The sequence below is a fragment of the Maritimimonas sp. 2205BS37-2 genome, from assembly GCF_056591755.1.
Genome location: NZ_JBWQOI010000003.1, coordinates 211,789 through 231,269 on the forward strand (window position 1 = coordinate 211,789; position 19,481 = coordinate 231,269).

General features: G+C 34.0%; 14 protein-coding genes. 8 read left to right on the top strand and 6 right to left on the bottom strand.

Features of this window, described 5'->3' with window-relative positions; genetic code table 11:
- Positions 1-3: 3 nt before the first annotated feature.
- A complete protein-coding gene (locus AC1EUU_RS13950; protein WP_480202056.1) occupies positions 4-1,935 on the top strand; it encodes a transglutaminase family protein in 1,932 nt (643 codons plus the stop codon).
- Positions 1,936-1,970: 35 nt separating this feature from the next.
- Here AC1EUU_RS13950 and AC1EUU_RS13955 read toward each other — a convergent pair whose 3' ends face one another.
- Complete coding sequence (locus AC1EUU_RS13955) at positions 1,971-2,642, bottom strand: SCO family protein (protein WP_480202057.1); 672 nt, start codon at positions 2,640-2,642, stop codon at positions 1,971-1,973.
- A 68-nt stretch (positions 2,643-2,710) separates the two neighbouring features.
- Between AC1EUU_RS13955 and AC1EUU_RS13960 the strand changes: the two genes are divergently transcribed.
- Both AC1EUU_RS13960 and rseP read left to right on the top strand, forming a co-directional pair.
- The gene (locus tag AC1EUU_RS13960; protein ID WP_480202058.1) at positions 2,711-3,646 is read left to right on the top strand and encodes a T9SS type A sorting domain-containing protein; all 936 of its coding nucleotides are present in this window, start codon (positions 2,711-2,713) and stop codon (positions 3,644-3,646) included.
- 96 nt (positions 3,647-3,742) lie between these two features.
- Positions 3,743-5,098, top strand: a complete 1,356-nt coding sequence (rseP, locus tag AC1EUU_RS13965) for an RIP metalloprotease RseP (RefSeq protein WP_480202059.1) — start codon at positions 3,743-3,745, stop codon at positions 5,096-5,098.
- An 81-nt stretch (positions 5,099-5,179) separates the two neighbouring features.
- On the opposite strand, the gene AC1EUU_RS13970 is transcribed toward rseP, so the two are convergent.
- The 5 genes from AC1EUU_RS13970 to AC1EUU_RS13990 form a co-directional block, all read right to left on the bottom strand.
- Positions 5,180-5,473: a F0F1 ATP synthase subunit delta/epsilon gene (locus AC1EUU_RS13970; protein WP_480202060.1), complete on the bottom strand. Its 294-nt coding sequence runs from the start codon at positions 5,471-5,473 to the stop codon at positions 5,180-5,182.
- A gap of 24 nt (positions 5,474-5,497) precedes the next feature.
- Positions 5,498-7,012, bottom strand: coding sequence for a F0F1 ATP synthase subunit beta (atpD, locus tag AC1EUU_RS13975; protein ID WP_480202061.1), 1,515 nt, complete (start codon positions 7,010-7,012; stop codon positions 5,498-5,500).
- A 168-nt stretch (positions 7,013-7,180) separates the two neighbouring features.
- Positions 7,181-8,794 (bottom strand): G-D-S-L family lipolytic protein, encoded by a 1,614-nt coding sequence (locus AC1EUU_RS13980; RefSeq protein ID WP_480202062.1) that lies wholly within the window; start codon positions 8,792-8,794, stop codon positions 7,181-7,183.
- A 12-nt stretch (positions 8,795-8,806) separates the two neighbouring features.
- The gene (locus tag AC1EUU_RS13985; protein ID WP_480202063.1) at positions 8,807-11,584 is read right to left on the bottom strand and encodes a TonB-dependent receptor; all 2,778 of its coding nucleotides are present in this window, start codon (positions 11,582-11,584) and stop codon (positions 8,807-8,809) included.
- A gap of 85 nt (positions 11,585-11,669) precedes the next feature.
- The gene (locus AC1EUU_RS13990) at positions 11,670-14,942 is read right to left on the bottom strand and encodes a reprolysin-like metallopeptidase (protein ID WP_480202064.1); all 3,273 of its coding nucleotides are present in this window, start codon (positions 14,940-14,942) and stop codon (positions 11,670-11,672) included.
- A gap of 79 nt (positions 14,943-15,021) precedes the next feature.
- Between AC1EUU_RS13990 and AC1EUU_RS13995 the strand changes: the two genes are divergently transcribed.
- From AC1EUU_RS13995 to AC1EUU_RS14015, 5 genes are all read left to right on the top strand, one after another.
- The gene (locus tag AC1EUU_RS13995; RefSeq protein ID WP_480202065.1) at positions 15,022-15,558 is read left to right on the top strand and encodes a hypothetical protein; all 537 of its coding nucleotides are present in this window, start codon (positions 15,022-15,024) and stop codon (positions 15,556-15,558) included.
- A gap of 9 nt (positions 15,559-15,567) precedes the next feature.
- Positions 15,568-16,509 (top strand): bifunctional riboflavin kinase/FAD synthetase, encoded by a 942-nt coding sequence (locus AC1EUU_RS14000; RefSeq protein WP_480202066.1) that lies wholly within the window; start codon positions 15,568-15,570, stop codon positions 16,507-16,509.
- On the top strand, positions 16,490-17,806 hold the full coding sequence (locus AC1EUU_RS14005) for an HTTM domain-containing protein (RefSeq protein ID WP_480202067.1): 1,317 nt from the start codon (positions 16,490-16,492) through the stop codon (positions 17,804-17,806). Before AC1EUU_RS14000 ends, AC1EUU_RS14005 begins: the two co-directional genes overlap by 20 nt.
- 66 nt (positions 17,807-17,872) lie before the next feature.
- The gene (locus AC1EUU_RS14010) at positions 17,873-18,529 is read left to right on the top strand and encodes a T9SS type B sorting domain-containing protein (protein WP_480202068.1); all 657 of its coding nucleotides are present in this window, start codon (positions 17,873-17,875) and stop codon (positions 18,527-18,529) included.
- Between the two features lie 2 nt (positions 18,530-18,531).
- Positions 18,532-19,446: a PorP/SprF family type IX secretion system membrane protein gene (locus AC1EUU_RS14015; protein ID WP_480202069.1), complete on the top strand. Its 915-nt coding sequence runs from the start codon at positions 18,532-18,534 to the stop codon at positions 19,444-19,446.
- The last annotated feature ends 35 nt before the right edge of the window (positions 19,447-19,481 follow it).

Sequence of the window (19,481 nt, forward strand, 5' to 3'; positions counted from 1 at the left end):
ATTATGAAAAAGACATGGTTATTATTTATAGTAATGACTTCCATTTTATTGCAATTATCTAATGCACAAGACAGTAAATTTGGAGAGGTAACAAAGTCTGAATTAGAAGAGAAACACTACCCTCTAGATTCTTCAGCAAACGCTGCTTATCTTTATAAACATAGAAAAACTTATATAGACGGATATAGCCTGGTAACAGAAATTTACCATAAAATAAAGATTTATAATAAAGAAGGGTTTGATTATGCTACTAAAAAAATAAATCTATATAAAAGTGGCTCTGATAATGAAATGGTATCTGGATTAAAAGCCTATACTTATAATTTAGTAAATGGAGAAATTATCAAAGAAAAATTAGGTAAAGATGCCATTTTTAAACGAGAATATCACAAACGTCTTAACCATTATACATTTACAATGCCTAATGTTAAAGAAGGTTCTATTATAGAATATAAATACAGCCTTAGATCTCCTTTTTTAACAAATATTGACGAGTTTAAATTTCAGCATTCAATTCCGGTTAAAAAGCTTTATGCCAAATTGAGTACTCCTGCTTTCTTTAAGTTTAATAGAAAAATAAAAGGGTTTTTACCATTTTACCCGAAACGCAGTCATAAAAGAGACAATAGAATTAATGCTGAAGTTAATATAACAGAATATACATTATCAAATATTGAAGCTTTAGAAGAAGAAAATTATGTTGACAATATTGATAATTATAAAGCTGGGGTAGAATATGAATTAATTGCCGTGCATTATACAACCTATACCAAATATTACTCTCAAACTTGGGAAGACGTCGCAAAAAGCATTAACAAGTTTGACACCTATAAAAATAAAATTTCTAAAAAATCTTATTATAAAGACGATATAGATGAACTTTTATCGGGTACTACTTCTGTTCAAGAAAAAGTAAAAAAGATTTATGATTTTGTGAAGGATAAAGTGAAATGGAATGAAGTAGATGGAATTTATTCATATAATGGCCTTTCAAAGACATATAAAGAAGGCATAGGTAATGTAGCTGACATTAACCTCATGTTAGTCTCAATGATGCGATATGCCGGTATAAGCGCACATCCTGTTTTATTAAGTACAAGAGATAATGGAATTCCTATATTCCCAACAATTAATGGATTAAATTATGTGATTTGTGGTGTAGAGCTTAGTAATGATGTTATTTTATTAGATGCAACTAATAAATATGCAAATCAAAATATACTATCTACAAGGTTGATAAATTGGCATGGTAAATTAATAAGGCCTAATAATACGTATAAAGATATCTCTTTAATACCGAAAGATCAATCTCTAAAGGCCTCAATTGTTAATGTTGTTCTTTCTCCAAACGGCGATATTGAAGGAAAATCAAGAAATACGTATAAAAATAATGCTGCATTAGAGTTTAGAGAATTATATAGTACTATGTCTGAGGATGATTATTTACGAGAGGCAGAAAGTACTAATAAGGACATAGAAATTTCTAATCATAAGATTAATAATCTGGATGATGTTGAAAAACCTGTAGTTGAGAATTATTCCTTCTATAAAGAGGAAGCTGTTGAAATAACAAACGACAAAATGTTTTTTTCTCCTTTATTCTTTCTTAAACTAGAAAAAAATCCTTTTGTTACTGAAAAAAGATTATACCCTATAGACTTTAGTTATCCAAGAAATAATAAAGCACATATAATTATTAAAATCCCTGAAGGTTATACTATTGAAAACATTCCAGATCCAATTAGGTTTAGGTTGCCAGATGATATGGGAGAGTTTACTTACAATATTAAGAAATCGAACAATAGTATTCAGCTTATATGTTCGATTAAAATAAACTATTCTAAAATTGCTTCAACACAATATGATATAATCAAGCAGTTTTATAACCAGATTATAAAAAAAGAAACAGAAAAAATTGTGCTCTCAAAAGTATAACCTTAAAAAAAGCGGTGAAAATTTCACCGCTTTTTTTATTGTTCTTTCTTTAAAATAGTAATGTCTTTTCTAATCCGCTCTATTTCTTTTTTATCTGTACCATCATAAAAACCGCGTATCTGTCTTTTTTTGTCTATTAGTACAAATTGTTCGGTGTGAATAAAATCTTGATCGCCTCCATCTCCTTCATCTAAAGTGGCGAAGTAAGATTTACGAGCTAAATCATAAATATGCTTTTTATCACCGGTTGTTATATGCCATTTGGAAGCATCGATATCTTTCCCTTCAGCGTACATTTTTAAAATAGGCACACTGTCCATAATTGGAGTAACTGAATGTGACAGCAACATGATCTCACTATCCTTTTTGTAAATTTCTTGTAATTCTTTCATATTACCGGTCATTATCGGACAAATGGTCGCGCAACGGGTGAAAAAGAAATCTGCAATATATATTTTGCCTTTATAAGTTTCGTTAGTTATCGTATCGCCATTCTGATCAATTAAACTGAAATCGGCTATCGTATGATTATTTTTTATATGTTGAATGGAATAATCAACCAATTTAGGATTTACATCAGAAGGACTGTATATTGGCAAACGCTCTTTGGGAGTTAATAAAAAAAATCCGATTACCACAGCAACAGCAAAAATTGACAGGATTATTTTAACCGTTGGTAATGACTGCTTAAAAAAATTAAAACTCATTTATTTTTGTATATTTGTTATCCTCAACCCCTTAAATTGCTATGAATTTAAGTACAAAGTTACATTAAATGGATAAACTTTTACTCCTCTTATGCTTTATTGTTCCTTCTATTATATTTGGTCAAGAAAGCAAACCTTTCAATGTTCAAAATGCGTATTTAAAAGAAATCTTACATTCTTTTGAAGAAAAATCATTTGTTACTTTCGATACTGATGATATGAATTGGCGCAAAAAAACCGTGGCCAAAGTAACAGCCATGAGTAACATACAAGAATCTAGTTTTCTTAAAACGGCTATGGTCTTACATATGCTAAAGTATAAATTAGGAGACGAAGTCTTCTATAAAGCTGTTGAAAACTATAGAAGTTATATTGCTGCTGATACTAACGAAGCCAATATCTTAGATTTTCAATACTTTCTTGAAGACGAAAGTGGCATTGAACTCACTTTTTTCTTTAATGACTGGTTTAAGAGCCTAGGACATCCTTCCTATGAAGTTGCCTGGTTTCAAAAAGATGGAAGTGAAGAAATTAGCTTTAGTGTAAAACAAAAGCAATCGCATGCTTCTGTATCATTTTTTGAACTACCAGTGCCTATTAAGCTAATTGGCTCTAATGGAGAATCTCAATTGGTACGTTTAGAACTGAGTGAAGATCGTCAAACATTTAGTGGAATAATTCCATTTAAAGTAGAACGCGTGGAGGTTGATCCTTATTACCAACTTATTTCAAAAGACAATACTGCTAAGGTTGGTATAGATCAAGAAGTTCTTAATAAAGAAATTTCTTTATACCCTAATCCTGTTGTTGATGTCATAAAAATAGAGAATTCGAGTAAAGCAGTAGTAGAAAAAATATCTATCTACAATATGCTAGGTAAATTAGTTTTAGAAGAAATTAATCCGTTAAGCGCTATCGATCTTAAACAACTCTCTCTTGGCATGCATTTAGTTAAAATAGAAACTTCACAAGGCACATTACATAAAACGATCTTAAAAAAATAAATTGGCGAAAGTTTAACGCGAGATTGTGTTACTCTCAAGGGTGAAATTGACACTAAAATAGTACCTTTGGACGTTTTTTAATTTTGAAGTGATTTTATGGAAGTACTGATAAAAGTATCGCAATTTATTCTCAGTTTGTCTATTTTAATTGTTCTACATGAGCTAGGACATTTTATACCTGCCAAACTATTTAAAACTAAAGTTGAAAAATTCTATTTATTTTTTGATTATAAGTTCTCGTTATTTAAGAAAAAAATTGGAGAAACCGTTTATGGTATTGGTTGGATTCCATTAGGAGGCTATGTTAAGATTTCGGGTATGATTGATGAAAGTATGGATACCGAGCAAATGAAACAAGAACCTCAACCTTGGGAGTTTCGTTCTAAACCGGCTTGGCAACGCTTAATTATTATGTTGGGTGGTGTTACTGTTAATTTCATTTTAGGAATCTTATTATATATCATGATTCTTAATATTTGGGGAGAGCGTTATCTTCCTAACGAAAATATGAAGGATGGCATTTGGGTTCAAGATCAATTAGGGAAGGATCTAGGGTTAGAAACCGGCGATAAAATTTTATCTATAGATGGAGAGAAAATTAAGAAATTTAGAGACTTGTTGCCTGAATTTGTTAATGGTAATACCTATGCCATAGAGCGTAATGGTGAAACGATAGAGAAAGAAATTCCTGTAGATTTTATATCTAAATTAGTAGACCGAGGTAAAAACGCGGGTAGTTTTATTTATCCAAGAATTCCTTTTATAGTTGCGTCATTACCTGACTCTTCATTAAACTCTAAGAGCGGATTAAAATCTAGAGACATATTGGTATCTGTTAACAATGAAAAAGTTACATATTTTGATCAGGTAGCTGGTCATTTAGAAAAATACAAAGGTCAAGAGATCCCTCTTGAAGTAAAAAGGGGTGATGAATTAAAAACAATTAATGCTAAGGTAAGTGCTACCGGTAAAATTGAAGTATTGCCAGCGAACATTTCGATTCTAGATATGAGCAAATTAGGGTATTATGATTTAGAAACAAGAAGTTATACATTTTTAGAAGCTATACCTGCTGGTATCAAAAAATCATATAATACTTTAGCTAGTTACGTAAAGCAATTTAAAAAGATATTGAATCCTAAAACAGGAGCTTATAAAGGCCTGGGCGGATTTGGTACTATTTTGAGTATTTTTCCTAGTGAATGGGATTGGCAAAGCTTTTTAGCCTTAACAGCCTTTTTATCAATCATGCTTGGATTTATGAATCTACTGCCTATACCGGCGTTAGATGGCGGTCACGTTGTCTTTACTTTATATGAAATGATATCGGGCAGAAAACCAAGCGATAAATTCTTAGAATATGCTCAAATAGCAGGTTTTGTAATCTTAATGGGATTATTATTATTTGCTAATGGTAATGACGTATACAGATGGCTTACTGATAAATTTTAACACTGATAAAAATTATTCAGCGCATAAAAAAACTCGAAGTAAATCCTTCGAGTTTTTTGTTCTATATATTATTGAAAATTATTAATCGGCTAGAATAATAATTTTATTTTCATTTAATTCAATCGTACCAGAATTAATAGGCATTACTAACACTTTGTCATCATCTATATGAGGTGTTAAGTGTCCGCTTAACTCATCTAGCTCTAAATGTTCTTGCGTATGTACGTGCACTTTAACATTGCCTTCTGACAATAGAGAAACGATTGGTGCGTGATTTTCTAACATTTGAAACTCACCATTAATACCTGGTACAGTTACAGAATCTACATTAGAACTAAATACAACTGCTTCTGGTGTTACAATTTCTAAAAACATAAGTTCTTCGTCTTTTAGATTGTTTTAAGCTTCTGCTTCAGCTAACATTTTCTCACCAGCATCAATAGCGTCTTGAATTGACCCTCTTAAGTTAAACGCCGCTTCTGGATATTTATCTAATTCACCATCCATAATCATATTAAAGCCCTTGATAGTATCTTTAATATCAACTAATACACCTGGTATACCAGTAAACTGTTCAGCCACATGGAAAGGTTGCGATAAGAAACGTTGCGCTCTACGAGCTCTGTGTACAACTAATTTATCTTCTTCAGATAATTCTTCCATACCTAAAATGGCGATAATATCTTGAAGTTCTTTATAACGTTGTAATAGCTCTTTTACACGTTGAGCGGTATTATAATGTTCATCACCTAAAATATCAGCCGTTAAAATTCTCGATGTAGAATCTAATGGGTCAACTGCTGGATAAATACCTAGCTCAGCAATTTTACGAGATAATACTGTTGTTGCATCTAAGTGCGCAAATGTAGTTGCAGGTGCAGGGTCTGTCAAGTCATCAGCAGGTACATATACCGCTTGTACTGAAGTAATAGAACCTGTTTTAGTAGAAGTAATTCGTTCTTGCATCGCACCCATTTCAGTTGCTAATGTAGGTTGATACCCTACCGCAGATGGCATACGACCAAGTAATGCAGATACCTCAGAACCTGCTTGTGTAAATCTAAAGATATTATCAACGAAGAATAATACATCTTTACCTTGTCCTTCACCGGCTCCATCACGGAAATATTCAGCAATCGTTAATCCTGATAAAGCAACACGAGCACGAGCTCCTGGAGGCTCGTTCATCTGACCAAATACGAAAGTAGCTTTAGATTCTTTCATACCTCCTTTATCAACCTTTTCAAGATCCCATCCACCTTCTTCCATAGAGTGCATAAAATCATCTCCATATTTGATAATTCCAGACTCTAACATCTCACGTAATAGGTCATTTCCTTCACGTGTTCTTTCACCTACTCCAGCAAATACAGATAAACCACCGTGACCTTTTGCAATATTGTTAATCAACTCTTGAATCAATACAGTTTTACCTACACCAGCACCACCAAATAATCCAATCTTACCTCCTTTTGCATAAGGCTCAATTAAATCAATTACTTTAATACCTGTAAATAAAACTTCTGTAGAAGTTGATAATTCTTCAAATTTTGGCGCTTCACGGTGGATAGGTAAACCATCCTTACCTTCTTTAGGTAAATCTCCTAAACCATCGATAGCATCTCCAGTTACATTAAATAAACGACCGTAGATATCATCACCAACAGGCATTTGAATCGGGTTACCAGTAGCAACTACTTCATGACCTCTACTTAAACCATCTGTAGAATCCATTGCGATACAACGAACTGTATCTTCACCTGTGTGTTGTTCTACTTCTAGTACTAATAATGATCCATCTTTTTTAGTTATTTCTAGTGAATCATAAATTTTTGGAAGGTCAGCTCCTGATGCAAATTCAACATCGATAACAGGACCAATGATCTGGGCAATTTTACCTGTAACTTTTGACATTACTTATCTATTTAATATTATGCTTTTTACTTAATAGAAAACCCTTTCGGTTTTCGCGCTGCAAAGATAGATTTTTAATTTAAAAATAAACTTGTTTTTTCAGTCTTTTTTTGTAATAAAAAAGCGCTTCTAAATTAGAAGCGCTTTACATATAATATTTTTCGAAACTTATTGTAAAGTTGGTGAATAATTAGTTGGATAATCTACAGCTTTAGCAGTCGTATTTGAATCTATAAAATTTGAACCAAATGCGGTATCTATAACCTCTAAAAACTTATTAGCCATAAGCGCATATCCTTTAGCAGTTAAATGGATACCATCTAAACTCACAAGTCCTCCTGTAACAAGATCAGTAGTTAACGTAAATTCGTCGAATGCAATACCTGTTGTCGATGCTTCAGTTAAAATACTATTCAAATCTAGCATGGCAACATTAGGATTTGAATCTGCAACGGCAGCAATAGTTAAGTTATATGCATCTGTGGCATCTTTAATTTCTGACTGTTCGCTAGGTAATAACACCCATTTATCTGCTAGAGGTAATGTAAGACCTTCAACAGCAAATTGACCAGCTACTGCTGGAGGCAATCCTTGTAAAGCTAAAGCTGCTGCTACGTCTTCATTTACAGTTCCAAGAACAGAGCCAACAGATAAAACCAATAAATCATCAGCATTTGCTTGTCTAGTTTGGCCATAAGTTGCTCCTAATAAAGCAGCAACTGCTGGTGCAGCAGCTGGTGGTAAACCAAATTGCGCTATAAAAGCAGGAAATGCAGGGTTTCCATTTAAAACTGCCTCCATTTGAGCAGCAATATTTGGCAGCGTTTCATCTACTATAACAACAGGGCTCGGATCAGATGCTGAAAATACCACAGAACGCTCCGGCATTCCTAAAAATGCATATACTCCATTTAAAGCTGAATATACTGTATTAAGTGTAGGGATCTGAGCGGCATAGGCCTCATTAGTCGTAGGGTCTAAAGGATTATAAGTAACAGCTGTAAAATGTGGTAAATCTGTAATGTAAGGCACATTAGTTATTACACCTTTTGCTCCACCACTAGTTAAAGTAGCTACAATAGCTCCAAATGTTTGATCAAAGCCGACACCAGGAGGACCAGCAGAAGGCGTAATAGCGTTTGAGCCATCACCACCTGTAGTAGCATAACCTAACACATCATTTCCGCCAATTTCTGATAAAGTAAAAAAAGTAGGGTTCTGAACCATGGCATCACCTAACATAGTTGCTGTAGGGCTAGAGGCCATTCTTACAAAGTAAGGGTTTGCGCTAACACCTAAATTAGCAGGGTTACCGTAACCATCAAATAATAAATGGAAACTTTTTGCACCAGGCACACCCATATTATTGTAAGGCCCAGGAGTTCCAGCAAGAACTTCTGTTGTTGGTGTAGCCGGTAATCTTACTGGTCCAGTACCATCAAAAAAGAATCTTGGTAAGGCACTATCGTTAGGCGCCCCATTTATAAGTAATCCTCCAATATTGTCGTTCATTAAAGGTTGACTCAAAGAAGTACCCACAAGTCCGGCAATAATATTAGGGAAAGAATTTTCTTGACCTGCAATAAATAAAGCGCCGTCGGTAAAACCAGATGTAAACGAAGCTCCTAAAGCAACGTAATTAGAAAAATCAGCGCTTCCCGTATTTAAGGCAGGATATACCGCTTCTGGCGGTAAATTTGGCTCTATAGTATCGTCTATTTCACAAGCAACAAAACTAAAAGAAAGTAAGACTATTAGTAAATATTTATATTTTGTATACATTTTCATTTTATTTTAATTGTTAACTACCCAAGAAACAAAAAACTGAGACCCAATACTACCTGCTCCAACAGCACTTCTATATTCGTCTCCCCATAGGTTTGAACCACCAACTTTAAAAGTTGATTTTAACTTTGGCACCCTTAAATTAATTTGTGCATCAACTACTGTTCTTGAAGGCATTACAGCATTAGCAATGCTTGCTTGCCAAAAATATTCATCTTGCCATCTAGCATTGATATTAAAGCCAAAATTTTCGAATAATTTAGTATGTCCGAAAGAAAGTTTTACTTTGTGCTCTGGAGTATTAAATCCAGCCGAGAAATCTGGGTCCTCATCTTGATCAAAGTCTAGTTTAGCGTAGGTATAACTTGCACCTATATCAAAACCAAATAACTTCGTATTTAAACCAATGTTTGCTCCATAAGAAGAAACATCGGCGCTTGAGTTTGTATACGTTTGAAAAGCAGTAGTATTTCCAGTAACTATATCTTGAATACCAGACGCATCTCCTGTACTACCTGTATTGGGTGTTATTACTATTTCTTGACTAATAAAGCCTTCGTAACTATTATAATAGAAGTTTAAATCCATATCTACTTTAGCTATTCTTCCTCTATAACCCACATCATAAGCCGTTACTTTTTCAGGAGCAACTAAATCTGTTGGCGCCTGTTCTAAAAGATTAGTATTACCCGAAGCTGCAAATGCTTCAACAGACGATCTTGTGTAAGAATCAAAATAAACATCTCTACCTGTTAAATCAGTTCTAGGTAATCTTCTATCTAAGTTATCTGGTGAAGACCCAACAAGTATTGCTCGACCAACATCAAAACCAATAAATAAAGATTGTGTATCTGGGTTTCTAAAACCCGTTTGAAAAGAAGCTCTAAAGTTATGATTTCTATTTTCACCTGCTGAATATACTAAAGAAGCACGTGGAGATATGTTTGCATCAAAAAATTCGTTCTTATCGTAACGAATAGATCCTGTAAGTTTTAATCGTTCATCTGCAATCTTTTTACTAGCTTGAACATAAGCACCTACTTCATTGTACTTAATTGGCCCATCATAATCTGTAAAAATTGTTCCAAATGAATTTAATGAATATTGTCTATAAGAACCACCTATTTGAAGGTCTAAAGCATCATTCAACATTTTAGAAAAATTATAATTCCCTTCTGCATGATACGATTTTGTATTATCTAGAAATTTAGAACCTGTAGCAATATCAGGATCTGATGTTACTTGATCAAATAAGGCCTGAAATTCTGGTGTACCAGGTTGTGGCATATAAGCGGCGTCAGCTTGAGTCCTTCCATTTATATGTCCCTGTTCATCAGTACCTCCACCCAATACAGTTTGTAGGTATGCTCCAGCATATGTACCAAACCATTCAAGAGCATTTACTCGATTCATATTTATACCTGTAAAACGCATATCGTAAGAATCACCAGCATCTTCAGCAGTTGTGTAACCTCTAACAAAGAAATTATCGCCTTTTACTTCAAGCTTATGTTGTTGTATGAAGAAGTTCTTTAATTGATATCTATTTGCTCCTTGGTATATACTTCCACCAAAACCAAGGCGAGAGTTCCAAATAACTTCTATGTCATTTTCAAAAGGCCGATAATTCAAAGAGAAGTCAGCCTTCATACTTTCTGCATTATAATCAGTTAAATCTTGTTCTCTATAACCTGTTCGACCTACATTTACTGCAGGCAACAAGGCAGCAGCACCAGCAGGGATTAATCCCATTTGCTCTAATAAAACACCTGCTCCTCTTAAATCTGTACCAAGAGCAGCGGTTGAAATTTCGTCGCCATATATATTTAATCCATCATGAGCATGTCTAGATGGATCAGCAGGGATTATATAATCCGGGGTGCCGACAGGCACTCCCTCATCACTATATTGATTAGTATCTGTTGCAAACCAGTCAGTACCTTTTAAATATGAGAATGATGCTTTAGCAGCAAATTTCTCACTAAATGCATGAGCAGCTCGAATACCAAAATCAGTAAAATTGTTATCTCCAGCTGCATCTTGAACTGTTAAACCAGTTTTCACATAAGCACTTATACCTTGATGTTCAAAAGGGTTCTTACTTGTCATAAATAAAATACCATTAAAAGCATTTGCTCCATATAATGCAGAAGATGCTCCTGGCAATAATTCAACACTCTGTACATCTAATTCATTAATACCAATTAAGTTACCCATAACAAAGTTTAGCGCAGGTGACGAATTATCCATACCGTCAATAAGCTGAACAAAACGAGTATTTGCAAATGTTGCGAACCCTCTAGTATTAACCGAATTAAATGTTAAACTGCTCGTATTTACATCAACACCTTTTAAATTTTCTAATCCTTGATAAAAACTTGCAGTAGAAGTATTTTTTATTGCTCTGGCATCCATTCTTTCAATGGTTACTGGAGATTCACGAACACTTTCTGGAGTTCTAGAAGCCGATACAACAACCTCATCCAGTTGAGTTCCCTCAACTAATTTGATGTCAAGCTTTTGATTATTCTCGGTTACTTCTAATGTTTGGCTCTCATATCCTACAGATGTGAAAACAACTTTAAAAGGTAGGGGCTCAGTAACATTCAGTGTAAAATTACCATCAAAATCAGTACTCGTTCCAATAAATTTACCTTCAAGCCTAATATTTACGCCAGGTATTGGGTCATTATTAGCTGCATCAGTTACTGTTCCGGTGACCACTGTTTGGGCAAAAACCGCAACTCCAAAGAATAGCGCAAAAACAATAGTAAAAAGTTTATTCATAATTTTAATTTATAAGAGTTAACAACGTTGCAAAATACGATTTTTTTTGAATTTACAATGCATGCATAGTAAATTCTAATAATCGTTAAAATATTAAAAGTCTTTTTGTTGCATTAACATTTCCTCGGGAAATATTTACAAGATATGTTCCTGATGCTAAGTTACTGATTTCAAATTGTTCGTTGAACAAAACCGATTCATATAGATATATCTTATGCATTACTTCTCTACCTAGTACATCATAAACTTTGATATGAGTCGTCTCTATATTAGCTGATAAGAATGAAATATTAACAATATCATTAGTTGGGTTAGGCCACATACCTAAATTCTGAAATTCTTCACTGTTGATACTGGCCACCTCAACACTTTCGCAAAGTTCTAATGACCAGCTCGTGATAGAACCCGGGTCCATATCTGCATTATCTGAAACCGTAAGTCTCCAGTCCCCCAATGATGATTCTCCATTAAACCCCGACAGTTCTTCTGAAGGCTTTATTACACCTGTGATTACAGGGCTTGAATTCGCACAAACCAAGTCTATACCTAAGTCATCAAAAGTAGCTGCCATATTTACATTGTTCGGTCCTGAGCATTTTCTATTAACGAGCTCGATTATCGTGCCCGTAGGACTTTCTAAATTAAAGATTAAATCTGACATCCAGCTATGCGTAACATTTATAGTTACATTTACATCACTAAGAATATAATCATCAGCTACATTTATAACCGAGCTTATACCAGTAGGATTATTATCGGGTATGTCGAGTGGCACATCTTCCGCATTATATAATTTACAAACAATCTCACTTGTTGTAAAAGCTCGTATTGAAGAAAAATTTCCATTGCCACAAGGGTTATTCACTCTAACCCTCCAATAATAAGTTATAGCATCTTGAAGGTTTTGAGGTGTATACAAATTGTTTGATACATTGGCCGATTCAATTATGTTATTAAAAAGAACATCACTAGCTATTTCAATATCATAATCTGCAGCATTCATGTCAGCATCCCAGGTAAAGTTTGTTCCGGTAGCCAACACTCCAACTGCACCGTCAACAGGATTACTAAGAGTTGGAGCATCTATTTCTGGATCAAAAACCTCTAATATTACCTCTAAAGTTCTTGTTACAGAGGTTGCGGTACCCACAATTTCAATAGTATATAAACCAGGGGCTACATTCGCTGTATTACTCACCGTCATTTGAGCGCTAGTGGTTGAATTAGTAGAAGTTGGGTTAAAACTTATAGTTGCTCCCGTAGGAGCATTGTTGGTTGAAAAAGACACTTCTTCATTAAACCCAGAAGTAAAACTTGCATTAAAGTTAAAAACTGCATCATCAGGAATACAAATGACTTGCTGATCCAGGCTTGTGGTCAAAGCAAAATCATTGATTATATTAATATTCGTTTTATTTAGTGCATAAAAAATATGATTAGCTCCTTCAACTTTTATTCTTGCGGTATTGGTTATATTATTTGGCACTACTATGTCATGATTACCATCATTCAGTGTATTCGATGCTAGTGTTATTGGATATGTAAAACCGCCATCTAACGAAAGTAAAATATTAACGTTAGGGCTATTTACTGGCGCCATATTTGTATTAGCAACATCCCAAATAATAGTTTCAGATGCGCCAACTGCCCAATAGATAATATCGGCATCTTGGCTAGTTACTTGAAAAGGCCCAGAATTCCCATCGACAGTAATTGTTACATTATCAGAAGCCGTTTGCCCCTCACCTATTACGTTATCTCGTACTGTAAGTGCAAAGTCCATCGTACGCCCTACGCTTGGAAGCACCTCCCAGGTAGTAGACAAATTTCCGGAAACAACCGTATTTAGATCAGGCAAATATCTATCTGGTGAAGTACTTGGAGAAAATGATCTAAAAACGGCGCCACCAGTTTGCATTGATGATGGAGGAATTGAAATTCCATTGGTTTCATTATCTATTTGTTCCCAAGTATAGGTTAACGTATTGCCATCAGCATCAGAACCTTGTCCTTTTAAAATTAAAGGCGTTGATATAGGTACTGTAAAATTATTTCCTGCATTTGCAGTTGGCGCATTTGCATTGTTAGTAAAATTCGTTTCATCGTCGCAAGTAGCACCTCCAGATATAAAACTGAACATTTCCTGAATACTTATTATATGGAAATAATCATCACTATTTAACTGTACATTTTGAGGTGAACAAATACCGGCGTAGGCCATAATTGTTGTTCCACTACCTGGTTCAACAGCGGTATTATTATTTCTGTTTCCGTTACAACTTCCGGCATTACCGTTAAATGTATGGTTTGCTCCAAATTGATGCCCCATTTCGTGCGCAACAAAATCAACATCAAAAGGATCACCAACTGGTATCGTTTGCCCGGTCACTCCTCCCGCTTTATCATTACCACAAGGAGATCCTAAGAAAGCAACGCCTCCTCCACCGGTACTAAACACATGGCCTATATCGTAATTTGCGACACCAATAATGTTATCAATTGTGGTTTGGTTTTCGCTAAGCATTGCTCCCCCGTCACCATTACTATAGGGATCTGTCTCTCCATCTAAAAATATAAGTTGATCGGTGTTAGCAACTAACTGCATCGTTAGGGCCACATCACGTTCAAAAATCGCATTGACCCTTGTCATGGTTACAACCATGGCATCTAATACCGCCGCTCTTTTCTCAACATCTGTACCATTTGATACTCCTGCTGCATCAATATGAAATTGCGAATATTCGCCTGTACTTGCTAAAGCTAATTCAAAGGTTCTTAATTGTAGGTCGTTGGCATTTTTTAACTGAGAGGTTGCTTTTACCTCTGTTGTTTGATGCTCAACATGACATTCAAAAGACCTTGTAACTTTTAGGTTTTCACGCTTATAAAAAGTATATTCTCCATATTTCTCTTTAACCGGATCTATATAAACAGTTGTCTTTCCAGCAGAAAAAATCATTGCATACAAGCCTAAGCCATTAATACTAAAATGTATTGACTTGTCCGAATCATTCACTGCTTTACCAACATATGATTTATTATTAAGAAATTTAGCAGCGAGATTAGGATGCATTATAGAAGTTTCATTAATGCGATATTCAACTAAATCACCACTAACATCGGGGAAATAGATCTTTTTATGATTTAAAATCTTATCATTTCTTTTGGCAACCCCTATTAGTTCATGCTTGAGTTTCTCTAGGTCCAAATGGTACATGTCATAAGCCCTGAGTGCTTTTTTATGAATATCACCAGTTGATTCTCTAGCTTCAAGTTTTGTCCATATTTGATCTTGGGCAGAAAGTTGTAATACAGATAGTAAAAAAATACTTAAAGAATAGAGAATTCGTTTTTTCATAAAAACCTTAATGACTACCTAACAAATATAAATAATTTAGTTCGGTTTTAATATTTTATATATTTACAAAAAGTAAAACATGAAATACACTTTTTTACTCCTATTTGTTCTTACTACTATTGGCTGTAGCTCTCAAAAAAACACATTCAGTTTAGAAAAATTAGAAAAGACAAAATCATATACCCTAATCAATTGCCCGAATAATGGCAAATGTGATATTCAACTTATACCAAATAAGTCAATTATCTTAAAAAAAGATAGTTTTGATCAATTTTATGGCGAAACAAAAAAAAGTGATAAAATTCTTGTGAAAATTTCCTACAAAAGAAATTCACCTCCAAAAACAGCCGATGCTCATTATTCTGAGACCTACTATTTTAATATTCCGAAAGAAGCAAAAGAATTAAACCTTGCAAATAAAGAACTACAAAAAGTGAATTTAGTAGTTGATCGACAGTGTTTCTGTAAGGGTACTGCAGGTTATTTTAAAATCTCTGAGGGAAATTTAAAGCTGCTTATCAAAAAAAATGAACTAACTTTGAGCGGAAATTTTAGTAATAAAAACATACCGTTGGTTATTACTGAAATAAATGAAAAAATGAATTTAGAGCAATAAATTTCTTCAGTGAAAATTTACCAATCCTTTCGAGATTTTAAGAATAAAAAACCATCAATAGTTACGATTGGTACTTTCGACGGAGTGCATATCGGGCATCAAGAAATTATAAAAAAATTAGTAGCTACCGCAAAAAAAAATGATGGCGAGTCTGTAATACTAACTTTCTTTCCTCATCCAAGGATGGTTTTGCAAAAAAGTACTTCGATCAAATTACTCAACACTCTTGATGAAAAAATCGAACTTTTAGAGAAAAGTGGGCTAGACAACCTCATCATTGAACCATTCACTAAAGAATTTTCTCGATTAACTGCTTTAGACTTTTCAAGAAATGTTTTAGTAAATCATTTAAAAACAAAGACTTTAGTTATTGGTTATGATCATCATTTTGGCCGTAACCGGGAAGGAAATTTTGAACAACTGCAACAGTATGGTATCACCTATGGATTTGAGGTAGAAGAAATACCCGCACAAGACATTGAAAATGTATCTGTAAGTTCAACTAAAATAAGAAAGGCTTTAGATGAAGGTGCTATTGAAAAAGCCAACCGTTATTTAAGTTATGGTTATATGCTCTCTGGTGAAGTTGTAAAAGGGAAAGCGTTAGGGCGTCAATACAACTACCCAACCATAAATATTCAAATCAAAGAAGATTATAAATTAATCCCTAAATCTGGTGTTTACGTTGTTAACACCCACATTCAAGGTATTCATTATTTTGGTATCATGAATATAGGCAAACGGCCAACTTTAAATGGGCGACGTAAAACCATAGAGGTACATCTATTAGATTTTGATGAAAACCTTTATGGAAAGAATATTAGAGTTAACCTTTTGAAACGTTTACGTGATGAGCAAAAATTTGCCTCTTTAGAACACCTCTTTGCTCAAATAAAAAAAGATGAACAAAAAGCACGAGAGTTAATAAAAAATGGAGCGATTTCTTTTTAGGCATATAGATAATTCGCCGCTTATAGTATTCCGGATTATTTTTGGGTTATTGCTTTTTCTGGAATCTTGGGGCGCCATTGCCACCGGGTGGGTTACCAAAACCATGGTTGACCCTAAATTTACATTTACATTTATTGGATTTGAATTTTTACAACCCTTGCCAGGAAATGGAATGTACTATTATTACCTTCTAATGGGAATTTGTGGTTTTTTTGTTATGATTGGTTATCGTTATAGACTATCAATAACTGCTTTTTTCCTACTGTGGTCAGCCACTTATTTAATGCAAAAAACATCTTATAATAATCATTATTACCTAACGGCATTACTAAGCTTCTTGATGATCTTTCAGCCGGCGAACACCAGCTATTCATTCGATGTGAAACGAAACCCAAAATTAAGATCAAACTCTGTGCCTTATTGGACTTCATTAATCTTAATGCTTCAAATAGGTTTAGTTTATTTTTATGGAGGAATCGCCAAAACATATCCAGATTGGCTTCAAGCTATTCCAGCCAAATTATTCTTAGCTTCAAAAGCTGACTTTCCGCTAATCGGAAAACTATTTACTACTGATTGGTTCCCCTATTTTTTAAGCTATGGCGGTTTGCTTTTTGATTTACTAATTGTTCCTTTTCTCATTTTTAAAAGAACCCGTGTATTTGGTTTTTGCTTATCTGTTTTCTTTCATCTATTTAATGCGATCGTTTTTCAGGTTGGCATTTTCCCTTTTCTCTCTTTAGCATTTGCGGTATTTTTTTTCGCACCGAAAGTTACCCACGGTATCTTTTTAAAGAAAAAACCTCTATATGATAAAAATGAAGTTATAATTCCAAACTATAAAAAATCACTTCTTTTATTTTTTGGAATATATCTTACGATTCAGGTGTTACTTCCATTACGACATTGGGTAATTAAAGATAATGTATTATGGACAGAAGAAGGGCATCGTCTTAGTTGGCGGATGATGTTACGTGCTAAAGCTGGTTCTATTTTATTCACCGTTGTAGATAAAAAAAATAATAAGAGCGAAATAGTAAAACTAAGAGACTATCTAACCAATAAGCAGATTCGCTCACTCAGCACTAAGCCCGATTTTATCTGGCAATTTGCACAACACCTTAAAAATGAGTATGCAAAAAACGGAATAAATATCGCCGTATATGTTAGAGGTCAGGTAAGTGCAAATGGAAGACCCAGACAACCTCTGGTAAACGACACTATTGATATTGCTTCGGTAAAATGGGATCATTTTAAGCATAATAAATGGTTATTACCTAATAAGCAATTGAAGTAAGCTATATTGAGCAATATTTGATCAAAGAATTCGTTTGACTAAATAATTAGAAAAGCTTCCTTTAAAATGCTTATAAAAGCTTTATTTTTTCTTATTTTATTTAATACTAGCTCCTTTTTTATTTATGGACAATCTTGTGTTACAATCAACTCACATCCCGAAGATCAGTTAGTTTTAGAAAATGACAATATAGCATTGACCGTTGAAGCTTCAAGCTCCGAAACCTTATCTTATCAATGGCAAGTTTTCAATACTAACTTGAATGTTTGGGAAAACATTTCTGATGGAATTGATTATACCGGCACGAATACTAACATTTTAATGCTCATTAACGTAATGCCATCAATAAATGGATCTCAATTTAGAGTTATTATAAATGGACAATCAGTTGATTGCGAAAACATCTCAACTCCTGCTACCATAAGATATACAGAAATAAGAGTAAATTCTATTTTCACACCAAATGATGACGGTTTTAATGATACTTTCACTATAAATGGTATTACAAATAATGAGTTTAGGAATAGTAAATTACAGATATATAATCGCTGGGGAAACCTGATATACGAAAAGATTGGATACCAAAACGATTGGGATGGAATTGCTACTACAGGCATGACAGTAAACGGTTCTAAAAAACTACCCACAGGAACATACTTTTACACACTCAATCTTAACTATGATAATAAAAAATTCTCAGGCTGGATTTATTTAGTTAGATAGCGTTGTTAAAATTAAAGCACATATTATGTACATATCTTCTCTTTTGCCTATGCATTAAATTGTATAGTCAGCAAGCTCCACATTATACTCAATATCTTTATAATACACAATTATTTAATCCAGCTTATGTAGGCACAAAAGATTTTTTAAGCCTAACATTAACATCAAGAATACAGTGGGTATCAATTTCTGCCTCCCCCCAAACACATAATGCTTTTGCACGAACCAAACTGAATAAATATCCAATAGGCATTGGGGCATCATTTGGGTTGGATAGAATTGGGCCTGTTGACCAAAAAGATATAAGCTTTGATGGTTCTTACTCCATTCAGACGAATGAAAAAACAACTTTAGCTTTTGGCTTAAAAGTGGGATTGGAGATACTTACAATAGATCTCAATCAAGGAGATGTTCAAGATCAAGGAGACCCACTTTTACAAACCCCTATCGAGTCTAAACTTTCACCCACACTTGGTGCAGGTATTTATTGGTATGGTGAAAATTGGTATTCTGGTGTATCAGTATCTAATTTACTACATGCTAACCATTTTGATGGAGAAGTAACAGATATCCCTAACTATTTCTTATTAGCAGGTTATGTTTTCCAAATAAATCAAAATCTAAAATTTAAACCAGCTATATTGACAAAAATAGTAAGCGGAACGCCTATTTCACTAAATATATCAGCTAACCTTATGTTTAACGAGTCATATAGCGCTGGTCTTTCTTACAATAATGGAGAATCGCTAAGTGCTGTTTTAAGTGCGGATCTTAGTAACGTATTCACAATTGGTTATTCTTTTGACTACTCTTTAAAAAGTTTAAATCAATTTAATGATGGTAGTCATGAAATAATACTATCATATCGCTTTACAGAAAGTTCAAAAGCGCATCGTTGCCAAACCAGATTTTTCTAAATAAATAAGTCATCTCCATTCGTCAATCTGTTAGC

Excerpts from the sequence above, each read along its gene's own strand:
- AC1EUU_RS13950 (WP_480202056.1), top strand. The coding sequence starts at position 4 with ATGAAAAAGACATGGTTATTATTTATAGTAATGACTTCCATTTTATTG.
- AC1EUU_RS13955 (WP_480202057.1), bottom strand. The coding sequence starts at position 2,642 with ATGAGTTTTAATTTTTTTAAGCAGTCATTACCAACGGTTAAAATAATC.
- AC1EUU_RS13960 (WP_480202058.1), top strand. The coding sequence starts at position 2,711 with ATGGATAAACTTTTACTCCTCTTATGCTTTATTGTTCCTTCTATTATA.
- rseP (WP_480202059.1), top strand. The coding sequence starts at position 3,743 with ATGGAAGTACTGATAAAAGTATCGCAATTTATTCTCAGTTTGTCTATT.
- AC1EUU_RS13970 (WP_480202060.1), bottom strand. The coding sequence starts at position 5,473 with ATGTTTTTAGAAATTGTAACACCAGAAGCAGTTGTATTTAGTTCTAAT.
- atpD (WP_480202061.1), bottom strand. The coding sequence starts at position 7,012 with ATGTCAAAAGTTACAGGTAAAATTGCCCAGATCATTGGTCCTGTTATC.
- AC1EUU_RS13980 (WP_480202062.1), bottom strand. The coding sequence starts at position 8,794 with ATGTATACAAAATATAAATATTTACTAATAGTCTTACTTTCTTTTAGT.
- AC1EUU_RS13985 (WP_480202063.1), bottom strand. The coding sequence starts at position 11,584 with ATGAATAAACTTTTTACTATTGTTTTTGCGCTATTCTTTGGAGTTGCG.
- AC1EUU_RS13990 (WP_480202064.1), bottom strand. The coding sequence starts at position 14,942 with ATGAAAAAACGAATTCTCTATTCTTTAAGTATTTTTTTACTATCTGTA.
- AC1EUU_RS13995 (WP_480202065.1), top strand. The coding sequence starts at position 15,022 with ATGAAATACACTTTTTTACTCCTATTTGTTCTTACTACTATTGGCTGT.
- AC1EUU_RS14005 (WP_480202067.1), top strand. The coding sequence starts at position 16,490 with ATGGAGCGATTTCTTTTTAGGCATATAGATAATTCGCCGCTTATAGTA.
- AC1EUU_RS14010 (WP_480202068.1), top strand. The coding sequence starts at position 17,873 with ATGCTTATAAAAGCTTTATTTTTTCTTATTTTATTTAATACTAGCTCC.